Origin of the sequence: Arthrobacter sp. LjRoot78 (assembly GCF_964254335.1) — a bacterium.
Lineage (GTDB): Bacteria > Actinomycetota > Actinomycetes > Actinomycetales > Micrococcaceae > Arthrobacter.
This window is the reverse complement of sequence record NZ_CAXUTG020000001.1, coordinates 1433755-1453448: the sequence shown is the minus strand read 5'-3', so window position 1 is coordinate 1453448 and position 19694 is coordinate 1433755. Positions and strand designations below refer to the sequence as shown.

The window sequence follows — 19694 nt, the reverse complement described above, 5'->3', positions numbered from 1 at the left end:
TGAATGTGCCGGAATGGTGGGCGGTCACCGCTTAGACGCCGGCGCGCTGCTGCGGGGCAGCGACATCGGACAGCACGCGGGCCAGTACGGCTTCGGCGGTGGCGCCGGAGAATTCCGCTTCGGGGTCCATCACAAACCGGTGCGTCCAGACGACGCCGGCGAGGTCCTTCACGTCGTCCGGCAGGACGAAGTTCCGCCCCTGGCTCGCGGCCCAGACTTTTGCGGCCCGGACCATGGCCAGGGCTCCGCGGACGGAGACGCCGAGACGTGTCTCGGGTGCGTTGCGGGTTTCCTCGCACAGCCGTGAAATGTATTCCAGCACGGCGGTGTCCACGTGTGTGGTCGCAGCGAGGTCGGCCATGTCAGCCACCGCCTGCGTGGTGATGACCGCGGAGAGCTCCTTGGACCGGTCTTTGAGGTTCGCTCCTCCCAGCAGCTGCACCGTGGACGCATGGTCCGGGTACCCGATGGACGTTTTGATCAGGAACCGGTCCAGCTGGGCTTCGGGCAGCCGGTAGGTGCCCGCCTGCTCGATCGGGTTCTGCGTGGCCATGACCATAAAGGGGCGGCCGGCTTCATACGTGGTGCCGTCCACCGTGACCCGTGATTCCTCCATGACCTCCAGGAGGGCGGACTGGGTCTTCGGCGACGCACGGTTGATCTCGTCGGCCAGGACGATGTTGTTGAAGATGGGACCCTTGTGGAACTCGAACTTCTGGGTCTTCTGGTCGTAGATGGTCACACCCGTGACATCCGAGGGAAGCAGGTCCGGGGTGAACTGGATCCGGTTGTTGGACCCCTGCACGGTTGCCGCGAGGGCACGCGCCAGGGACGTCTTGCCGGTTCCGGGCGCATCTTCGAAGAGGACGTGCCCTTCGGCGAGCATGGCCGTGAAGGTCAGGCGGATGACGTGGGACTTGCCCAGCACGGCCTGTCCTACGTTGGCAACGAGCTTCTCGAACGTTCCTGCAAACCAGTCGGCCTGCTCAGTTGTCATGGTCATGGGTCAATCCTCTTCCGGGTTTCGGCTGAATCTTCGGGCCGCAGCCCGCTTCGTCCAGCGATTAGTCTAATTGTTTGCTTGGGCCCTGATTACCTCAGCATTACCGCTGGGGCATGCCTGCCGGCGGGTTCGTGCCCAGGGACGTAGTGTCGCCGCGGGTGAAGTTGCCGGAGGCAGCACCCGACGTGAGGTGGTACCAGACCCTGCCGCTCCAGACCACGTAGTAGTCGGTCTGGGCTGTGTAACCCGTGTCGAACCACCGTCCGGGGCTGAGGCACTGGTCCGGGTTAGTGTTCCGGTAGCTGTTCGTGCTGCTATTCGCCTCCGTGCAGGTCCTGACCGGGGTCGCCCTGATGTCCCACGACGTCGGCGCCGGCGGTGGCGGCTCCGCGCCGCTGCGCGAGGTATCGCTGCCGATGCGCCCCGCCTGGCCCGCGCTGATCGCGCGGACCCGCAGTGTGTGCGTCTCGCTGAAGCCGACGGTCTTCGAGAACGACCGCTGCCCGGTGTCCTGCCAGCCTCCACCGTCCAGGCTGTACTGGTAGCCCGTCACTGCCCGGCCGTTGCCGCTGGGCTCGTTCCAGTTCCAGGACACTGTCCTGTCCCCCACGCCGCTGCTGTTGCTGCCCGTCACAGTCGGCGCGAAGGCGAGCCCGTAAGGGTTGACGGTGTTGGAGGCAGGGCTTGCGTCGCCGGCGGTGGTACTGCGGGACGAGACGGCCCACACGACGACGGCGGTAGCGGTGCCGTTGGCAGCTGCCACGGTTCCTCCGCCGGCAGCAATGTTGCCGCTGCCGCCACCCGACGTCAGCCGGTACTTGTAGGTGATCTCGCCGGGAGTCGATCCGTTGCGCTGGGCATCGGTCAACACGGGGAACCTCACGTCGATCTTTCCGCCGTCTCCGCCGGTATCGACGAGGGTCGCGGTGGGTTTGCCCACCATGTCCGGCTTGCCCACTGCCCGGACGGCTGCGGACTGTGCGCTCGTGCCGGACGTGCCGGCCTTGTTGGTGGCCGACACGGTGAAGGTATAGCCCGACTCGGAGTTGTCCACGGTGACGTTCTGCGATGTCCCGGCGACCTGCTGGGTGGCGACGACGGCCCCGCCCCTCAGTGTGGTCAGTGTGTACGCCGAGATGGCGTCGCCGTTGTTGTTCGGTGCCGTCCAGGTCACCCTGAGCTGGCTCTGCGTACCCACCGAGTTTGCCGCCGTCGCGCTGGGAGCGGCCGGGGTGACCGGGACGCCGGCGGGGATTTCGGCGGCGGAGTAGGCACTCCACTCGGAGGGCTCCTTGGCATCGTTTCGTGCCAGGACACGGACCTTATAGGAAACGCCGTTCTGCAGCCCCTTCCACACATAGCTGAGTGAGGTCAGGTTCTGGATCTGGGCGTTCTGCCCGGCCGGCGCCGGGGAGATCTCCAGGTCGTATGACTTGACGGGCGAGCCCTTGCTCGCCGGCGCCGTCCACGTCACGCTGAGCTGCTTGTCCCCGAACTTCAGCGCAGGGGCAACCGGGGTGTCGGGCTTGACGTCCGGACGGACCTCGGCCGAAGCCGGTGACCGGTCGGACTCGCCGAATTCATTGGTGGCTGTGACCTGGAAGTGGTACTTGGTGTTGTTGGTCAAACCCGTGAGCGTGCACGAGTTTGCCGGGCATTCCTGCCGGTAGCCGCCCTCGCCGTAGACCGTGTACTTGGTAATGGGCGAGCCGCGGTCCGCCGGCGCGGTCCAGTTCAGCAAGGCAGTCTGGTCGCCGACGCTCTGCGCCTGCGGCGTGGCAGGGGCCAGCGGCTTGTCCTTGACCGTCAGGCGGATGCGCGCCGTGGCATGCCGGGAGGTCTCCCCCGTCTTGTCCTCAACGGTGTAGGCCACCACGAGTGTGCCGGTAAAACCGGAAGCAGGCGTCACGTTCACGTCGCCGCCGGCCACCTCGACGTTGCCGAGTCCGGTTTCGACGCCGGCCTCCACGATTTTCAGCGGCGTCTCCGGGAACGGGTTGGAGTCGTTGGCCAGGACGTTTACGGACACGGTCTTGCCGGCGGCCGCGTTGGGTTCAACATCGTCGCTGGCTACGGGCTTGGGCCGGTTGGACGCGGTGACCGCCAGCTGGAACGTTGCAGTTGTTTCGAGTCCCCGGGGATCCTTTGCCTTGACCTGCACGGCCCCTGCAGTGCCGGTGGCTGTTGAGCCGTCCACGGACACCTTAAGGGTCTTGCCTTCAATGCGGGCATTGAAACCGGCCGGACCGTTCCCCACCAGCTCGTACTTCATGTTGTCGACGTCATCGCGGTCGGGGTCGGACGTGAGCCGGCCCAGGTCGGTGTCCGCTGATTCGCCCTTTGGTACATCCACCGAGCTTCCCAGCAGGGTCGGCGGGTTGTTCCGGTTCGGGTCCGGCAGGACCTTGGTCCGGATGCTGAGGGTTGATTTGAGGCCTTGCGGATCATCCGGGCCGGTGCCGTCGGTGACTTCAAAGCTGATGGAGCCAGGCCCCACATAGTCCTGGCCCGCGGTGTAGTTGATGGCAGTACCGTTCCCGGCAACCGGGTCACCGCCGTCGGAGCCGATGAGCTTGATCCGGTCGGTCTGGGTCAGGCGCGGCGACTTTCCGTCGCGGACCTTCACCCATTCCTTCAGGTCCACGGTTACCGATTGGCCGGCAATGACCTCGACCACCTCGTCCTTGGCCAGCGTCGGCACCTGCTGTCCCACGCCGGGCACCCAGATGATGGCGGTGGATTTCTGGCCGTCCACGTCCTCGACCGTGTACGGAATGAGCTGGGGCTGCTCGGTCAGCTCCACCACCATGTTGCCGTCGGTTCCCGGCCGGGCGGTGGTGGCTTCCGTGGCGATCTTCAGGTTCTCGCCCACGCCGTCCGGATCCTCGTCGTTCTTCAACACGGGCACGTCAACGGCAGTCTTGCCCAGGGTCTGGGCGGACGTCACACGGTCATCCCGTGCGATCGGTGCCTGGAGCGGAACGTCACCGCGGACGTTGACCCGGATAGTGGCCTGCGCCGACGCTCCGCGGTCATCGACGATCGTGTAGCGGACGTTGACTGTGCCCTCGCTCGCCGGCGCCTGCAGGAGGATGCGTCCGCTCGCCTTGCTCACGGTCGCCTGGAGTTCCGCGGGAGCTTCGATGCCGTCGGCCACAATCCCGATGGGGTCGCCGTCGGGGTCCGTGTCGTTGCCTGCGGCATCCACGGCGATCTGGCGTCCCGGACGCACCTGGACGTCGTCGTCGACGGGGGTGGGTTTCTGGTTCGCGTCGCCCCGCGGGGCAATGCCCACGGTCACCGTGCCGGAATTGACGGCGCCCTGCCGGTCAACCACCTTGTAGCGGAAGGTGTCCGTACCTGCGCCGTCACCGGCTGCGGTGAAGTCGATGAAGTTGCTGCCGACGGTGGCGGTGCCCATGTTGGGGGTGCTGTCGATGCCGGTCAGTTGCACCGAGTCGCCGTCGGGATCGATCCCGTCCAGTTCCACCGGGATGCGGACCGAGCCGGCCGCCACCACCCTTGCCGTCAGGTTCTTTGGCTGCGGCCGGGAGTTCTCGGCGCCTTCCAGCGGCAGGATGTGGATGGTGACCGCCGCGGCGCTCTTCTGGCCCTGCGGGTCGACGGCGTTGTAGATGGCGCGGACCGTCTTGGGCTGGGAACCGGCGATGAATCGCAGCGTGTTCTCCGACACGAAACTCTTGCCGTCTTCCGCCGGCACCGCCTGCGGCAGCACCGGATCCACAGTCAGTTTCTGGCCCTGCGGATGGGTGTCGTTGGCCAGCACGGGGATGGTGACGACGTCGTTGACGCGGACGTTGACTTCGTCCGGTTTCGGCTGGGGCGCTTCGAGGACGGCGGGCGCCGGCACCGGCACCACGGAGACGCTGCCGGTGGCGGACTTGCGGCCGTTAGACATCGTGTATTTGAACAGGAAGGGCTCTTTGGTGCCCAGCACGTCGGTGATCCGCAGCACACTGTGGTCGATCACGCTTACGGATGCCGTGGTGTTGTCCGGAAGCTGGACCGATTGCAGCACCAGCACGCCGCCGGAGGGATCGGAGTCATTGGCCAGGGGGTCCAGGAGCACGCTTCCGCCGGTCGGCATCAGCGCCACGTCATGGACGGCCACCGGGTCGCCGGTGTCCTTGCCTGATTCCACGTCCACGCGGATGAGTCCCTGGCTGCTTTGCGGGCCGTTGCTGGCGATGTAGGTCAGGTACACCGGGCCGGCTGTCTCGCTGCGGAACGTGAAAGTTCCGCCGTCGGTGACGGGGCCGAGTTCGGCCGGGCCGGAGGCTTCCACCTGGGCGAGCCGCAAGGCGCCGCCATTGGGGTCGACGTCGTTCTTCAGCGGGGCGATCACGAGGTCCTGGCCGACGACGGCGGTGACATGGTCAGCGTTGACCACCGGCGCCAGCGCGCCGGGCGGCTGAACGTTCACCACCACCTGTCCGGTGGTGGTGTCGCGGCCGTCCCACACGGACACCGCGACGGTTTTCTTGCCGGGTGCGGCCCCCGAATCCTGGTAGGTGAGCAGCCCGTCGCGGCGGACCTTGACCTGGTCCTGCTCGTTGTCTGCCTTGGCGTCCAGCAGCACGAGGTCGTCGCCGTCGGGGTCCGCCCAGTCGGTGAGGATGTTCTGGCTGACGGTCTTCCCCTGCTCCACCAGCATGGTGGTGGGCTCACCGCGCTTGAAGACGGGCGGCTTGTTTTGGTCAGGACCCACGACGTTCAGGGATACCTGCCCGCCGGCGGTCAGGCCCCGGCCGTCCGCCGCGTTGTAGCTGAAAGTTTCGGAGCCGGGCTTGGCGTCGGCCGGGACCGTGATCTGGAAGGCCGTTCCGCCGTAGATGTTCTGGAGCGTGCCTGAAGCGGGCCCGGAGCCCCCGACGGACGCCGTCAGGACATCACCGTCGGGGTCGGAGTCGTCGTCCAGGACGGGGAGGATGGTGGTGCGCCCCGGCCGGACGCCGACGGTGTCAGCCTTGGTTTCCGGCGGCCGGTTGGGTTTGGTCCGGTCCGGCAGGATGTTGATGGTGTTGTTGTCCGCGGATTCCTGGTCCTGGTCATCGGACTGGTTCTTGGGCGGGATGACGTCGTCCCAGTTGTTCACCAGCTGCATGTTCTGGTTGACCAGCCACACATTGCCCGAGTTCACATCGTTCAGCACCACCAGGTCCCGGTTCACCCGGAACACGTACGACGGCGACGCACTCGCCTTGGGCACCTCCACGTTCTTATCATCGGCATCATTCACGCAGTCCCGGACATACTTGTTCGCCCCCGACCACGCCGCATGGACACACCCGCCCAGCTGCACCGGAGCCGCCGGCACACCCTCACCATCAAAGGACACCGTCTTCGCCGTCGACCCGTCCAACGGCTGCTTCAACAACGCCTTCCGCGTCGCCACCGCCACCACATCCGACTCCGGACCCGACTGCTGCAGCTTCGCCTCCTGCGCATCCGCCACATCCAGCGCACGCCCGCCCGGCAGGAACAGCTTCCCCCGCCCGGCATCCAGCACCACCGGCTGCTCCCCCACCACAGCCAGCTGCAGATCCCCGGCACCCTTCAGCCCGTCCCACGTACCGGACTCGGTCGACGCCACCGCACCGTTGGCATCAACAGCCGTCACCGTCACCGCACCGGTCTTCGGATCCGCACTGTAAATCCGGTTATCCGCACCAACAGCGGACACCAGGCCCTCCGAACCGGCCAACACCGGCTCCGTGGACTCCTCGTCAAAACCGTTGACAGTGGACGGCGAAAGCGCCCACACCTTGCCCTTGGCCGGGTCCGTCACCGAAATAACCTCGGAACCAAAACTCACATCAGCCGCACCCGGCAACTGCTTATCCCCGCCCAACTGCATATTCGCCGGAGACACCTGATTCAGCGTCGAACCCGTCTCATCATCGACAAAAACGTCACCGGAATTCTGCAGGATATCGAAAGTCGTACTCGCCGGGGTCACCGCACCATCCAGCACACGGGACGGATAATTCAAACGGCCAACAGCATTCCTGGCCTTACTGACCACCCACACACCACCGTCGTTCAATTCCACCTCAGTGGTCTTAAACCCCGGATAAATCACCGCACCCGCCACCAACGCAGCACCGGCCACCGCAAAAACCGTGCCCGAAACCAACTTCCTGCGGCGTTCCCTGAGACCCAGCTTGCCGAACAGAGTTGTCACCAGTTTTCAAATCCCTCAAAATCGCAGCCGCCCCCAGGGCAGCGTTTCCAAAGACCCGGTACCGGGCTCTCTGTTTCCCGCGACAGCCTACCCAACCATCCGGCGCACCGCGATGGGGAGCTCTCCCCGGCCGCCTGACCTGCGGCTACGCCCGTCATCAACACCGCGGGATCCCGTGGGAGTACGGCTGACCGAGCTGCGAGTGCCCCGCAACCATGTAGTAGCCCACGTTTCGGTTGGATCCCGGCTCGACCCGATAGAACGGCTGATCCGGCGTGTTAGTCCATTGGTCGTTCATCATGACGTAGCAGTGGACCACGATCCGCTCGCCGCTGTTGACGTAGAACCACGGCGGAGTGTCGCCCTTGTTGATGCCCTGGCAGTCGAAGTACGGGTTCGGCCGGTAGCTGGCCTTGCCGTATTCGAAGGTGCAGGTGCGCACGAGGTCCGTGCCCTTGACGACGGTTGTTATCCATTCGCCTTGCGCCCCGGACTTGGCGGACGCGGAAACCACTCCGCTCTCGGTCCCCAGGGAGTTGACGGTTTTCACGTCGATCCGGTGGGACTCAGCGAATCCACCGGTGTTGATGACCCGGCTGCCGGACGCGGCAACGTTTTCCCAGCCGCCGCCATCAATCCTGATCAAGGTCGACGCGACGTCGTTGGTCGTGGTTGACGGGGAAGACCAGCTCAAGGTCAAGGACTTCTGGTTCATGGCACCGTCCTGTCCCGAAGCCGACGGCGTGCCTGGCGAACCGAACGGGGTGGCCGATGCGCCGGAACTGGCGTTAGAGCTTGGCGCCACGGTGGAGTGGGCGATCACCGTAATTGTGGTCTGGGCACCGTTGGTGAAGCCGCCCACGGTCTGCCCTGGCGTGATCGGACCGTTCTGGCCGGTGCTGGCGTTGTAGCTGTAGCTCACCTCGCCGTGGGCCGAACCATTGCGTTCTGCTGCGGTCAGCTCCTTGAAATTGATGGTCACCTGCCGCCCTGCTCCCCCGGTGTCTGCCGCGGCGGCGCTGACCCCGGAGACCTGGCCCAGCTTGCCGGTGGCGCGCCGGGGCGCCGACGGCGGACTGACGGCGCCCTTCCCCGCCTTGTTTTCGGCCTGGACAGTAAAGGTGTACTCAGCTTCGGAATTGTTGGCCGTGAAATTGGCGGTGCGCACGGTGCCCGCGATGGTCTGCGTTTGCGGTGCGCCGCCGCCTCCGCTCATGGTGACGTAGTAGTTCCTGATCGCGTCCCCGTTGGTGTCGGGTTCGGACCAGTTCACGCGCAGCTGGTTGGTGGTTCCCACGGCAGAGGCCACGGCCGACGTCGGTGCCGCCGGTGCCGCGGGTACTCCAGCCGGGTTGTCCTCGGAAGAGTAGATGCCCCACTCGGACGGGCCAAGCTCGTTGACGGCCTGGGCGCGGACCTTGTAGCGCACGCCGTTGGTCAGGCCGGGCCACGTGTAGGTCAAGCCGGTCACACCGTTCTTCACGGCGATTCCGCTGGCCGGCGGCGGGGAGATCTCCAGGTTGTAGCTCTTAACGGCCGAGCCTTCAGTCTTCGCCGCAGGCCAGGCGATCACCATGGTCTTGTCGCCCGCTTTGACCGTGGGCGCCTCCGGCGGAGACGGTTTCTCGTCCGGCCGGATCTCGTTGGAGGGCGGCGAGGATTCCGACTCACCGACGTCATTGGTGGCCGTGACAGCGAAGACATACTTGACGTCATTGGTCAGGCCGCTGAGCGTGCAGGTGGTGGTGGCGCAGTCCTGGCTGAAGCCATTGGACCGCACGGTGTATTTCGTGATCTGCGCACCGTTGTCCGACGGCGGAGCCCACTTCAGGACGGCGGTGCGGCTGCGCACGTCCGTGGCGGACGGTGCCGAGGGGGCGTCGGGTTTGTCACGCACGGTAACGCGGACCCTGCCGCTCACCTGGCGTGACGGGTCATCCGTCTTGTCCGAGACCGTGTACCGGAGCACCATAACGCCCTTGGAACCGTCCGCTGGCGTGAACGTGATGGAGTCCCCGCTAATGAGGGGTTGTCCGGCGGCGGAACCGGTCTCCACCGCAACCGAGGCGATCTTCAACGGGGCATCGCTGAACGGATTGAAATCGTTGGCGAGGACGTTGATGGTCTCACTCCGGCCGGCGTTGGCCTTGTCGATGACATCCTCATTGGCCGTAGCGAGCGGCCGGTTGGAGGCGACGACGGTGGCCGTCACGGCGGCTTTCACCGGACCCGAGCGGCCGTCGGTGACTTTCAGCGGGATGGCGCCCTTCCGGCCTGCGGCCAGGCCGGGTTCCGCACTGACCCTGAGCGTCTGGCCCTCGATCGTTGCCCTGAAGCCTTCCGGCAGGGTTCCGTCAAACTCGAATTTCAGCTTCTCCTGGTCTCCGTCGTCAACGTCCTTGGCCAGGTTGCCCAGTTCCAGGCTGGCAGTTTCAGCCAGGGGCACCTCGAGGTCGGTTCCGCTGAAGACTGGATCGTGGTTGGCATTGGGGTCCGGAACCACTCTGGTGATCACGGTCAGGGTGGACTTCAGTCCCTGAGGATCGTCGGGGCCGGCACCGTCCGTGACTTCGAAAGTGACGGAGCCGGGCCCGACGTAGTCCTTGAGCGCGGCGTAGCGCAATGCGTTTCCGTCCGCGGCGATGACGTTTCCGCCATCGGCGCCTTGGACGCGGACTTTGTCCGCCTGCGTGATCCGGGGTGTGCGCCCCTCCCGGACGCGGACGTACTCGTTCAGGTCGATGGCGGCTTCCTTGCCCGCCATCACTTCGACGACGTCGGTGCGTGCCAACGACGGGTGCTGTTCGCCCTGCCCGGGAACCCAGATGACCGCCGTCGAGCTTTGGCCGTCGACGTCGGTGACGGTGTACGGAACCAGCTGGTCCGTCGGTGCAAGGCTGACCAGCACGTTGCCCTCACCTCCGACGCGCGCGTTGGGGTTGCCGTCGGGCAGGCTGATCTTGAGGTCGGCGGCGACGCCATCGGGGTCGGAGTCGTTTTTCAGGACCGGGACGTCTACGGCGGACTTCCCCAGCGTCTCGGCCTGAGTGACCACATCGTCCTGTGCGATGGGCGCCTTGAGGGCGGCGTCGGGGCTAACCCGGACCCGGATCACCGCGCTCCCCTGGGCCTTCTTGTCGTCCTGGACCTTGTAGCTGACGCTCTCGTTGGCGGCAGCGCCGGGCGCCGTGAGCAGCACCTTGCCGCCGTCGGCGGACTCAACGCGGAGCTCCGGGCGCGCCTCGAAGGCGTTGGAGACCAGGCCGATCGGGTCCCCGTCGGGGTCGGAGTCGTTACTGAGGGCGTCCACGGCGATCTGTCGGCCGGGGCGGACGTCGACTGCGTCGTCCACTGCAATGGGCTTCTGGTTGTTGGCTTCCGGCGGGGCGATGCCCACAATCACCGTGCCGGTGTTTTCGGCGCCGATCCGGTCCCGGACACGATAGGTGAAGGTGTCTGTGCCGGCGGCCGTTCCGGTGGCGGTGAAAGCGAGGTAGCCGTCCTTGATCACGGCCGTTCCCATTGCGGGGGCCTTGTCCACGCCGATCAGCTGCACGGAGTCGCCGTCGGAATCGATGCCGTCCAGGGGCACGGGGATCCGCACCACCATGCCGGCCACCACGCGGGCGGTCAGGTTCTTCGGCTCGGGGCGGGTGTTCCGCTCGTCATCGCGCGCGCGGATGCGGATGGTGACCTGCTGGGAGTCCGACTGCCCGGATTCGTTGGTGACCTTGTAAATGGCATAAACCGTCTTGGGCACGTCCCCGGCGATGAACCGCAGGGTGCCGCCGGAGCGGAACATGCGGCCGTCGGCATCGTCCGGCTTCTGCGCGGGTTCGGGCTCAAGGGTGAGCTTGCCGCCGTTGGGGTCAGTGTCGTTCTCCAGGACGGGGATGGTGACGACGTCGCCGGTCCGGACCGAGGCCTCGTCCGGTTTGGCCTGGGGTGCCTGGAGCTTGGCCGGTGCCGGTACCACCAGCACGGCGATGTCTCCGCCGGCCGAGGCTTTGCCGTTGGAAATCGTGTACTTGACGTTGAGCTGGCCCTGCGCCCGGATGTCGGTGATCCGGACGACGGAGTGGTCCAGGACTGACGCGCTGACCGGCTGGCCGTCGGCCGCTGTGACGGACTGGACCACCAGCACGCCGCCGGAGGGGTCCGAGTCGTTGCCGAGGACATCCACCAGTACGCTGCCACCGCTGGGCAGCAGCGCCGTGTCCCGGACGGCGACGGGCGCACCGTCGCCATTGCCGGGAACCACATCCACGCGGACCAGTTGCTGGGCACTGGCCGGACCGTTGGTCACAAGGTAGGACACGTAGTGGGCACCCTGGGCCGTGGAGTTGAAGGTGAAGGTCTGCTGGTCCGCGCCCATGGTGGCGGTGGAGTTTCCGTCCGGAGAGACCTGGGCAAGCCGGAGCGCTCCGCTTTGAGGATCCGAGTCGTTCTTCAGGGGTGCGATGACTGTGTCCACTCCGGCGACCGCGACGATGTGGTCCGCGTTGGCTATGGGCGGAAGCGCGCCCGGTGCGCGCACGTCCACGGTGACCGTGCCCTCGGCGGTGGACTGGCCGTCGGACACCGTCAGGGTGACCACTTTGCGGCCGGGCTCGGAGCCGGCGTCCTGGAAGCTGAGCAGGCCGTCCGGCCGTGCCTTGACCTGGTCGCGGGGGTCGCTGCCACTGGCGCTGACCACGTAGAGGTCGTCGCCGTCCGGATCGGTCCAGTCCGTGAGGATGTTCTGGCTCACGAGTTTGCCGGACTGCACCACCAGGGTGGTGTTCCGGTTCGGCTTCTGGCGCGGGGCGGAGTTCTCCCCCGGCGGGATGATGTTGAGCGTGACGTCGGCGGACGCTGTGAGACCGCGGCCGTCGTCGACCGTGTATTTGAACGTCTCGGAGCCGGTCTTGTCGGCCGGCACGCTGACCTGGAAACCGGTGGAGCCGTAGATCGGCGCGAGGACGCCGGAACTGATGGCGTCCGGAGCGCGGACGGTGAGGATGTCGCCGTCGGGATCGGTGTCGTTGTCCAAGACGGGGAGGATGGCGGTCTTGCCCGCTCGGATGCCGAAGGTGTCCGGTTTGGCGACCGGTGCGCTGTTGGGCTTGGTCCGGTCCGGCAGCACGGTCTGCTGGACTTCGTCCGCGGAGTCCTTGTCGGCATCATCGGAGGTCTGTTGCGGCGGGATGACGTCGTCCCAGTTGTTCACCAGCTGCATGTTCTGGTTGACCAGCCACACATTGCCCGAATTCACATCGTTCAGCACCACCAGGTCCCGGTTCACCCGGAACACATACGACGGCGACGCACTCGCCTTGGGCACCTCCACGTTCTTATCATCGGCATCATTCACGCAGTCCCGGACATACTTGTTCGCCCCCGACCACGCCGCATGGACACACCCGCCCAGCTGCACCGGAGCCGCCGGCACACCCTCACCATCAAAGGACACCGTCTTCGCCGTCGACCCGTCCAACGGCTGCTTCAACAACGCCTTCCGCGTCGCCACCGCCACCACATCCGACTCCGGACCCGACTGCTGCAGCTTCGCCTCCTGCGCATCCGCCACATCCAGCGCACGCCCGCCCGGCAGGAACAGCTTCCCCCGCCCGGCATCCAGCACCACCGGCTGCTCCCCCACCACAGCCAGCTGCAGATCCCCGGCACCCTTCAGCCCGTCCCACGTACCGGACTCGGTCGACGCCACCGCACCGTTGGCATCAACAGCCGTCACCGTCACCGCACCGGTCTTCGGATCCGCACTGTAAATCCGGTTATCCGCACCAACAGCGGACACCAGGCCCTCCGAACCGGCCAACACCGGCTCCGTGGACTCCTCGTCAAAACCGTTGACAGTGGACGGCGAAAGCGCCCACACCTTGCCCTTGGCCGGGTCCGTCACCGAAATAACCTCGGAACCAAAACTCACATCAGCCGCACCCGGCAACTGCTTATCCCCGCCCAACTGCATATTCGCCGGAGACACCTGATTCAGCGTCGAACCCGTCTCATCATCGACAAAAACGTCACCGGAATTCTGCAGGACATCGAAAGTCGTACTCGCCGGGGTCACCGCACCATCCAGCACACGGGACGGATAATTCAAACGGCCAACAGCATTCCTGGCCTTACTGACCACCCACACACCACCATCGTTCAATTCCACCTCAGTGGTCTTAAACCCCGGATAAATCACCGCACCCGCCACCAACGCAGCACCGGCCACCGCAAAAACCGTGCCGCGGAGGATCCTGGTACGCCGGTGGTTCGGCGTCCGTTCCGGTTTGGGCGTCACGGATCGAAGTAGCCGTTTCATTGCCAGATTTCCCCCACAAAAATGCATTCCGGGCATGCTAAGGCCCCATAGAGCGACACACGGGGACAGTCCGACTATGTCATAAGGCCATCGATTTGAGAAACCAGCCCCCGCCGTCCGCTAATGCGGGAGTCCGGCGGACGCGGGCGGAACGGGCTTGTGGATTTCAGTCCAGGACGAGTCCCCGGCCACTGCCGCGCTGCAGCAGGACGGGGTGTATTTCACCGAAGCCACGCACCTCTTCGGCTGCCTGCGGGACCAATACAAACCGTTCGTCGTGTTCCAGCGCGGCGGCCGTCATCGAATCGACCAGAACGGTGCCCGGATCCGCCAGTGCAGTCAGCCGCGCGGCAAGGTTGACGGTGGGACCGTAGATGTCGCCCAGCCGCGACAGGATCCTCCCCCACACCATGGCCACCCTGGCCTGGGGCAGGATCTCATCCTCGGTAAAGGCCTGGCACAGGGCGAGGGAAATTTCGGCTCCCGCTGCCGGCGTCTCGGCAATATAGAGGACTTCATCCCCCACGGTTTTCACCAGCCGCCCGCCGCCGACCGAAATGATCTCGGCGCATTTGTTCTCAAAACGCTGTACCAGTTGAGCCAGCGTCTTCTCGTTCATGCGTCGCGAAAGGCTGGTGTACGAAACCAGGTCCGCAAATCCTACGGCCCGCGCCAGTGGCAGCGGTGCGTCATCCTCGTCGCCCTCGCGGCCCTCTTCACTGGCCTGCAGCCCGGCCTCTGCCCGCACGGCGAGGCGCTGGACCCCGGCGTTGAGCTGCCTGCGCCAGGAGTAAACCAGCATTTCCTCGAGCGCGTCCACCAGGGACGGCAGCTGGTTGACCAGCCGCTTGCGGGCTACGGCGTCCGACACACCCTGCCGGTGCACCATGTCCTCCACGAGGGCTTCGATTTGCCAGACCACCATGCGGTCGGTCATTTGCCCGATGGCCCGGGTAACGGAAATAGCCGCTTCCTCGGTGAGCTTCCCCGCCCGGACCAGGTCAACCACGGTGGACAATGCCGCCTGGTCGCGTTCGGTGAAGGCAACATCCTCGTCGCCAAGGTTGGGAAAGCCCAGGGCGCGCCACAGCTTGCGGGCGGACAGCAGCGACAGCCCGGCACCGGCAGCCACCTCACGGCGGCGCAGCTTGCGCTCACCGCCGAGGAGCCTGGCCTCCAGCGCCTTCGCGGCGAGCCGTTCGGCAGAAAGGGTTCCCGTGGGAGTGGCTTCATTCGAGGATGATCCCGGCAGAGGAGGATCATACTGGGCAGGGTCGTGGGGTATTGGCTGGTGGGCGGCTGCCGGGGTGCCGGCGGGGTCGCCGGGCACGGACGTTCCAGGCGCGGACGTCTCAAGCGCGGACGTCTCAAGCACCGGCGCCTCCAGTGAAACGGGCGGCTCCAAGGAAACCGGCCCGTCCAGTGAAACCGGAGCCAAGGTGGCCGTTTCCAGGACAGCGGCTTCGAGGGTGGCGGTCTCCACTACGGCGTCCGGCGGAGAGGGCAGCTCAGACGGCTCTGCCTGGTCGACGGTTCCGGCGTTGTCCACGGGTCCGGCATTCTCAGCGCTCATCTCTTCCACCTTCTCTCGTATCCCACGTCTCTCCCCTATCCCACGGCCGGTATCGCGGCATGTCCGCGGCGCTGTCCTGCGCCCGGTCTGCCTCGTAGATCACTCCGGCAGGCAGTTCATCGATGGCATCGAGCACAAAGTTCCGGAACTTCACAGCCTCCGGAACGTCCGGGATAACCGATTCGGCACCGTGTCCGGTATCCAACGATATATTCCCGGAACGCAATATGCGCTGCCACAGTGACTGACTGACGCCGACATGATGCACCGCCGCGAGCGGGATCTGCATGTCCCGCCTGCGCAACATACCGTAACGGGCAATTATCCGTCGGCTCGTCAGCACGTACTGGGTAGCGTGCCACCTGAGCAGCCGCGGCAGGCAGTATCCCAACAGTATCCACGCAACTCCGCCGACGCACACTGCGACAAGCCAAATAGTCCATTCTTCGGAGATCAGCGGAACGAGCCTGGCCGGCTCGCCCCTGACGATCCATGCGCTGGCGAAGGCGCCGAAAGCGGGTCCAGCGATGAACAGCAGCGCCGGGAAAAAGAGCTTCCGGGGCTGCGGCCGGGTAACAGTGATGACCTGTTCACCCGGCAGGAGCTCTTTACGCATATCCGCTTTCCGCGGTGCCGGTTCCCGTATCAATTCCGGTAGCGGGCGGGGTCCAGGGGCGGAGATGGACGACGTCGCCGGCCGTCACCACATGCTCGTGCTTGCCGGCGTCCACCACGAGAAGGGAGCCGTATTCGTCCAGGCGGGAAGCGTGGCCGATGATCTCGTGGTCGCCGGGCAACTGTGCGCGCACCTGCTTGCCGAGGGTGGACATCACCGACTCCACGCGCTTGTGCAGCGACGGTCCGCCGGCCATCCCGGCGGCGGGGTCGCCGTCGGCATTGCAGAAATTGCGGTACAGGGCGGCAAAGCGCGACAGGTAGCTCTTAAGCAGCGCGGTCCGGTCAACTGTCCGGGCATTTTCCAGCAACACGGACGTGGCCGTGGGGACGGGGAGCTCCTCGGCAGTCAGGGTCACGTTGAGCCCGGTGCCCAGGATCACAGGCGGAACAGTGCCGTCCCCCATCGGTCCCAGCTGCGCCAGGATGCCCGCAATTTTCCGCCCGCGCACCATGACGTCATTGGGCCACTTGATCTCTGCCGGGATCCCTGCCGTCTCCAGGAGGGCCTCGCGGAGGGCAAGGGCGGCGAGCAGCGAGAACCACGAGTAGCTGTGGGTGGGCAGCGGCCGTCCTTCGGCGTTCACCGGCCGGAGCACGATTGACACGGACACGGAGCTGAGCGGCGGCGCCTCCCAGTGCCGGTCCAGGCGGCCGCGGGCCGCGGTCTGGTGCTCGGCGGTAAGGACGGACAGGTCCGGCCAGGCGCGGGGATCCACGGTCACTCCCTGCAGGAGGTCCGCATTGGTGGAACCTGTTGAGTTCACCACGGTGAGCTGCGCTATGCCGTTGGCAGCCAGGAAATCCTCATTGCCCAGTTCGTTCCTGTTGAGTCCTACGCGGGCAGCGGGAGACTGCGGGGTGATCGGGTCCTGGCCGTCGGCAGGCTGTGGGGCGTCCATAGTTGAATCCTACCGAGTTGGTGCCGCGCCGGCGGCGGGAGGACGGGTTCTCAGAGGAAAATGTCAGGGACCAGCCGGTCCTCCGGGGCGCCAAGGCTGTACGGCGAAAAGTCGGTCACCCCGGCCGCGGCGAGCACTTGTTCGTCCGTATAGAAGTTGCCGCTCCGCCTGCCAGCCCCGCCTGCCAGGTTGCTTCCCGTCAGCACGGCATGTGCCGCATCCGCCATGATCTCCGGTCCGCGGGCTGCCTTGACCATGTTCTCGCCCCCGGGCATGTTCCGGATGGCAGCCGTATCGATCAGCGTGCAGGGCCAGAGCGAGTTGACGTTGATGCCGTCCCCCTTGAACTCCTCGGCCAGGCCGAGGGTGGTGAGGCTCATTCCGTATTTGGCCATGGTGTAGGCAAGGTGCATGCCCGCCCACTTGGGATCCAGGTTCAGCGGCGGTGAGAGGGTCAGGATGTTGGCGTCTGCTGAGCGTCGAAGTGCCGGGAGGGCGAGCTTGGAGAGCAGGAAGGTTCCACGGACGTTGATGTCCTGCATGAGGTCGTAGCGCTTCATGTCCACGGCGTCGGTATTAGACAGATCGATCGCAGAGGCGTTGTTGATCACGATGTCGATCCCGCCAAACCGTTCGACGGCGGCGGCAACCGCCCCGGCGACGTCGTCGTCATTGCGGACGTCGCCGACGATCGGGAGCGCCTGGCCGCCCGCTGCTTCCAGTTGTTCCGCGGCGGTGAAGACCGTGCCCTCGAGTTTTGCGTGCGGCTGGCCGGTCTTGGCCATCAGCACGATGTTGGCGCCGTCGCGCGCGGCGCGGAGCGCTATGGCGAGGCCGATGCCGCGGCTGCCGCCCGACATCAAAATGGTGCGTCCCTGAAGGGAACCGGCGGCCTGATACGGCCCTGCGGCGGTGCCCGAAGCATCGTTGCTTGAAGTCATAAGGACACTCTAGCCGAAGTATGTTACTGGTGAGTAACATAACGGTCAGCGTCACCCGACGGCAGAAAATTGTAGGTTTTCTACAGCGGTCCCGGCCAATAGCGTCACTAGACTAGCCAACAGGGTCCTGCTTTTGTGCGGAAGCTACTTAAGCGCCGTTGCGACACAGGGCCAGCGACCATCAGCTACAGAGCCGGAGACACTTGATGAGCCACGATCTGACAACGACTGCGGGAAAGATTGCAGACTTCCGCGACCGCCAGGCGCGTGCCGAGCAGCCATCCGGCCCCGAGGCCATCGAAAAGCAGCACGCCCGCGGCAAGAACACGGCACGCGAGCGCATCGACCTCCTCCTGGATGAGGGATCGTTTGTGGAGTTCGACGCACTGGCCGTCCACCGCTCCACGGCCTTCGGCATGGAGAAGAAGAAGCCCCTGGGTGACGGACTGGTGTCCGGTTACGGCACGGTGGACGGCCGCCCCGTGGCCGTGTACAGCCAGGACTTCTCGGTCTACGGCGGCTCGCTCAGCCAGGTCAACGGCGAGAAGATCGTCAAGGTGCAGGAATTCGCGCTGCGCAACGGCTGCCCCGTGGTTGGCATCCTTGACGGCGGCGGCGCCCGCATCCAGGAAGGCGTGGCCTCCCTGGCCATGTTCGCGGACATCTTCCGCAACAACGTGCACGCTTCCGGAGTCGTCCCCCAGATTTCCCTCATCATGGGCCCCTCCGCCGGCGGCGCGGCCTACTCCCCCGCCCTGACCGACTATGTGGTCATGGTGGATAAGACCTCGCACATGTTCATCACCGGCCCGGACGTGATCAAGACCGTCACGGGCGAGGACGTCGACATGGAGACTTTGGGCGGAGCACGGCAGCACAACGCCACCACGGGCACGTCCACGTACCTGGCGTCGGACGAGGCGGACGCCGTCGAGTTTGTTCGTGAACTCCTGGACTTCCTCCCCTCCAACAACCTGGCCGAGGCTCCGGTCCTGGAGCACCAGCAGGACCTGGAAATCGACGACGACGACCTCGCCCTGGACACGCTCATTCCGGATTCCGCCAACCAGCCCTACGACATGCGCAAGGTCGTTGAGCAGATCGTGGATGACGGGCACTTCCTGGAGATGCAGGCCCTCTACGCACCCAACGTAATGATCGGTTACGGCCGCATCGAGGGGCACACCGTCGGCATCGTGGCCAACCAGCCCATGCAGTTCGCCGGCACCCTGGACATCTCGGCATCGGAAAAGGCCGCGCGCTTCGTCCGGCACTGCGATGCCTTCAACATCCCCATCATCACGCTGGTGGACGTACCGGGCTTCCTGCCGGGCAAGGACCAGGAATTCCAGGGCATCATCCGCCGTGGCGCCAAGCTCCTGTACGCCTACGCCGAAGCCACCGTCCCCAAGCTCACGGTCATCACCCGCAAGGCCTACGGCGGAGCGTACATCGTGATGGGTTCCAAGAAGCTCGGCGCAGACCTGAACCTGGCGTGGCCCACGGCCCAGATCGGCGTCATGGGGGCGCAGGGCGCCGTCAACATCCTGTACCGCCGCGAGCTTGCCGCGGTGGCGGAGGCCGGCGGCGACGTCGAGGCCAAACGCGCAGAGGTCATCCGGCAGTACGAGGAGGAACTCCTCAACCCGTACCAGGCCGCCCAGCTCGGGTACGTGGACGCCGTCATCGCGCCGTCCGAGACCCGGGTGCAGGTCATCAAGGGCCTGCGTGCCCTGCGGGACAAGCGTGCCAGCCTTCCCGCCAAGAAGCACGGGAACATTCCGCTGTGATCCCGGACGTGGAGCCTGCCGCGCACCCTGCCGTTTCCCCGGCCGGGAACGAACCGGCGCCTGAGACGCCAGCCGAGGAGCCGTTGTTCTCCGTGGTCAAGGGCCAACCGACCGACGTGGAACTCGCGGCGCTCACTGCCGTCGTACTGTCCCTCGGCAATGCCGAGCCCGAGGGCGATGCGAAGCCCAGCGTCCGCCACTGGGTGCGGCGGCAGCAGCTGCGGCTGGCCCCCACCCCGGGGCCGGGTGCGTGGAAGCGAAGCCGCGGCTAAGGCCGGGTCCCCCGCGT

General features: G+C 65.9%; 9 protein-coding genes. 2 read left to right on the top strand and 7 right to left on the bottom strand.

What is annotated here, in order from left to right; all coding sequences use genetic code 11:
- Positions 1–31: 31 nt before the first annotated feature.
- The 7 genes from ACSQ1X_RS06680 to ACSQ1X_RS06650 form a co-directional block, all read right to left on the bottom strand.
- Positions 32–1003 (bottom strand): AAA family ATPase, encoded by a 972-nt coding sequence (locus tag ACSQ1X_RS06680; RefSeq protein WP_055803122.1) that lies wholly within the window; start codon positions 1001–1003, stop codon positions 32–34.
- Between the two features lie 100 nt (positions 1004–1103).
- Positions 1104–7208 carry an Ig-like domain-containing protein gene (locus ACSQ1X_RS06675; protein ID WP_436057122.1) on the bottom strand — a complete coding sequence of 2035 codons (6105 nt, stop codon included), beginning with the start codon at positions 7206–7208 and terminating at the stop codon, positions 1104–1106.
- A 157-nt stretch (positions 7209–7365) separates the two neighbouring features.
- Positions 7366–13524 (bottom strand): Ig-like domain-containing protein, encoded by a 6159-nt coding sequence (locus tag ACSQ1X_RS06670; protein WP_436057121.1) that lies wholly within the window; start codon positions 13522–13524, stop codon positions 7366–7368.
- Between the two features lie 166 nt (positions 13525–13690).
- Positions 13691–15031, bottom strand: a complete 1341-nt coding sequence (locus tag ACSQ1X_RS06665) for an adenylate/guanylate cyclase domain-containing protein (RefSeq protein WP_436059281.1) — start codon at positions 15029–15031, stop codon at positions 13691–13693.
- Between the two features lie 55 nt (positions 15032–15086).
- Positions 15087–15713 (bottom strand): PH domain-containing protein, encoded by a 627-nt coding sequence (locus ACSQ1X_RS06660; protein ID WP_436057120.1) that lies wholly within the window; start codon positions 15711–15713, stop codon positions 15087–15089.
- Positions 15706–16674, bottom strand: coding sequence for a biotin--[acetyl-CoA-carboxylase] ligase (locus tag ACSQ1X_RS06655; RefSeq protein WP_436057119.1), 969 nt, complete (start codon positions 16672–16674; stop codon positions 15706–15708). The genes ACSQ1X_RS06660 and ACSQ1X_RS06655 overlap by 8 nt, the downstream gene beginning before the upstream one ends.
- Before the next feature lie 50 nt (positions 16675–16724).
- Positions 16725–17615, bottom strand: coding sequence for an SDR family oxidoreductase (locus ACSQ1X_RS06650; protein WP_436057118.1), 891 nt, complete (start codon positions 17613–17615; stop codon positions 16725–16727).
- A gap of 206 nt (positions 17616–17821) precedes the next feature.
- Here ACSQ1X_RS06650 and ACSQ1X_RS06645 point away from each other — a divergent pair, with 206 nt between their 5' ends.
- Positions 17822–19405, top strand: a complete 1584-nt coding sequence (locus ACSQ1X_RS06645) for an acyl-CoA carboxylase subunit beta (protein WP_436057117.1) — start codon at positions 17822–17824, stop codon at positions 19403–19405.
- A gap of 83 nt (positions 19406–19488) precedes the next feature.
- Positions 19489–19677 carry an acyl-CoA carboxylase subunit epsilon gene (locus tag ACSQ1X_RS06640; RefSeq protein WP_055804331.1) on the top strand — a complete coding sequence of 63 codons (189 nt, stop codon included), beginning with the start codon at positions 19489–19491 and terminating at the stop codon, positions 19675–19677.
- Positions 19678–19694 lie beyond the last annotated feature (17 nt).